Consider the following 2,911-nt stretch of genomic DNA (forward strand, 5'->3'; position numbering starts at 1 on the left):
GGCGGTGGAGCGGCGGGAGTCGGTCACGGCGGCCTCGCGGGTGGCGGCGACGGCGGTGCTGCCGGAGCCGGCCGGGGCGGGGCCACGGGCGTTGGCCACGGCGCCGGTGCCGGAGCTGTCGGCCACGGCGGCGGGGCTGCCGATGGGGCTGTGCGGCTGCCGGGCACACACGTCGCGATCGGGCCCGGACCTCGGGCCGGTGAGACGCGCGATCCACAGGCCGAGGCCGGAGCCGCCACCGGCTGGGTGCGTCCGCCGAGCAGCGCGCCGCACGCGGCTGTTCCCGCGCAGGCGCACGCCCCCTCTGCCACGCCGGGGCACGCGCAGCCTTCCGCGCAGGGACACGCGCCGGGGCACGCGCAGCCTTCCGTGACCGTGTCCCACGGGCGCCATGGCGCCGCCCCCGCGGCGACCGAGCGGCATCCCACCGCTCCGGTGCCCGACGGCCGCGCCGGCATGGCCGGTTACGGCGGCGCGGGCGGCTACGGATCCGGATCCACGGACCCGTACGGCGGCTCGGGGGCGGGATCCGGCCACGGCGCGGGACCGGCGCACGGCGCGGCGGCCGCGCCCGTACCGCCCCTCGCGCACGCCCCGGCGCCCGTCGCCGAGCCCGCGCAGGGCGGGCCCGCGCGGTGGCGGCCGTGGCGGTTCCGGATGTCGAACGACGTGTGGGGGACGCCGGCCGTCGCCGGGAACCTGCTGTACGTGACCTCCTTCGAGGTGCACGCGCTCGACATCGCCACCGGGCGGCGGCAGTTCAAGACCCGCGATGTCGCGTGGGCGATGGCCGTCGCGGACGGCCGCATCCACGCCTCGGACGGCCCCACGCTGTACGCGCTGAACGCGCTCGACGGTTCCGAGCTGTGGCGGCTCAACACCGACGGCTGGGTGTACTCCCTCAAGGCCGATCGCGGCGTCGTCGTCACCGGCACGCGCGGCGGCGGCGTCCAGGCCTGGGACGCCGCGAGCGGCGAGCGGCTGTGGGAACTCTCCGGCGCCCAGGCCGACTTCGAGACCCCCGAGTCGGGCCCGGCGCTGCACGGCGGCACGGTGTACGTGTGGGCCGGGCGCCACCTGCGCGCCATCGACACCCTGACAGGCCGGGACCGCTGGTCCCAGACGGTCGGCGACGCGGCCTCCTGCGGCGGCGTCCCCGTACGGCTGCTGCCCGCGCCGGACGGTGTCGTGTACGTGTCCGCGGGCACGCGCGTGCTGGCCATCGAGGCGGCGCACGGCGACCTGCGATGGCGCTTCGAGGCGCCTGCCGTCTTCCTGAGCCCGCCGGCGTACGCCCCGGGGCCCGCCGTCACGGGCGGCGGCGTGTACCTCGCCGACTACCTCGGCACGGTCTACGCGATCGACGCCGCCGACGGCCGTGACCGCTGGCGCATCGCCACCGAGGCGCGGCAGTCGGCCGACCCGGTGCTGGTCGCGGCCGGTTCCGTGCACCTGGGCAGCGGCGGCGCGCTCTACACCCTGGACGCGGTCACGGGCACCCCGAAGTGGCGCTTCGCCGCCCAGGGCGAGGTCATCGGCGCCCCGGTGGTCGCCGACGGCCGCGTCCACTTCGGATCGGCCGACCACTGCCTCTACACCCTGGACGCGGGCGGCGGGCAACTGCGGTGGAAGCTGGCCACCGGCGGCGAGATCACGGGCACGCCCCTGGTGGCGGGCGGCGTCGTCTACGCCTGCAGCAAGGACCGCTGCGTTTACGCCCTGGACGCCCAGAAGGGCACGGGCCTGTCGCGCCAGGGGGCCTCAGGACAGGGCTGACGGCCCGGCCCGGCGGTGCGCTGCCGGGCCGGGCCGTGGGCCGCTCGGGGAGCGGACGCGAGGTGCTGCCGCCCGCTCCCTCGGCGGCTATCCGGGCGGCGGCTCGTAGTCGAAGCTGGTGCCGCTGGCCGTGCTGCCGCCGGGAGTGGTGACCGTGACCGCCACCGTGCCGTCGCCGGGCGGGGCATAGGCGATGAGCTGGGTGTCGCTGATGACCGAGACCGCCGCCTCGGCCGCGCCGAACGTCACGGATTCCACGGTGGCCAGGCCCGTGCCCGGAATGGTCACCGCCGTGCCCCCGCCCTCCGGGCCGGTGGGCGGATTGATGGCGCCCACCGTGGGAGCGGCGACGAACTGGAAGGACAGCCCGTTGGTGGTGCCGCCCGCGGTGGTGACGGTGACCGGGACGGTGGTCGCCGCGCCTGCGGTCGGGGCCGTGACATTGAGGGTGTTGTCGTTCACCACGGTCGGTGTCACCGAACCGACCGCACCGAACGTCACGGATGTGGCCGTTGTGAGATTCGCGCCCAAGATCTGGGTGGTCGCACCCGTCAACGGACCCGAAGTCTCGGTCAGCGCCGACTTGATCGGCTGGCTGATGTAGAAATACGGGACCGGGGTGGTCGCGCCACCCGGGGTTATGACCGTCACGCCGACCGACCCGGTGCCCGCCGGTGCCGTCGCGGTGATCTGAGTGGCGCTGTTGACCGTGAAGGTCGCGGATTTCGTGCCGAATTTGACAGCGGTCGCATTCGTGAAACCGGTGCCGGTGATAACCACGGAGTTGCCGCCGTAGGTGGGCCCCTGTGTGGGGTTGATGGATGCCACATCTACTCCTTTCCCGTGCCTGTTGCGCAAGTTGCTCGCGCGGGATCTTCCGGCGGAATTCGATTGAATCGAATTCCCGCGCCACCCGAAAGAGTTCACTTGAGGCACTGGGTAGTGAGTATTTCTGTACGAGAAATGACTGGTGGCGTTTTTCGCGCGCGGGAGTGCGCTCGGTGTTTCGAGCCACGGAAGCACGAAAAAGGAAGCCGGCCCGAAGGCCGGCTTCCGGAGGGACTCGTCACGACCTGTGAGGATGCCCTTGGCTCCACGGGTCGTCCGGGGGCGGTGGGCGCGGCATGGGCTGGGT

At 74.0% G+C, this 2,911-nt stretch carries 2 protein-coding genes; one reads left to right on the plus strand and one right to left on the minus strand.

Annotated elements, in window-relative coordinates:
• The coding region (locus tag AOK16_RS10675) for an outer membrane protein assembly factor BamB family protein (RefSeq protein ID WP_240483511.1) at positions 1-1,776 on the plus strand (1,776 nt) is incomplete at its 5' end.
• A gap of 87 nt (positions 1,777-1,863) precedes the next feature.
• Here AOK16_RS10675 and AOK16_RS10680 read toward each other — a convergent pair.
• Entirely contained in the window at positions 1,864-2,604 is a 741-nt protein-coding gene (locus tag AOK16_RS10680) for an IPT/TIG domain-containing protein (protein ID WP_055472012.1), read from the minus strand.
• Positions 2,605-2,911: the final 307 nt, after the last annotated feature.

Source organism: Streptomyces pathocidini (assembly GCF_001418495.1).
Lineage (GTDB): Bacteria > Actinomycetota > Actinomycetes > Streptomycetales > Streptomycetaceae > Streptomyces > Streptomyces pathocidini.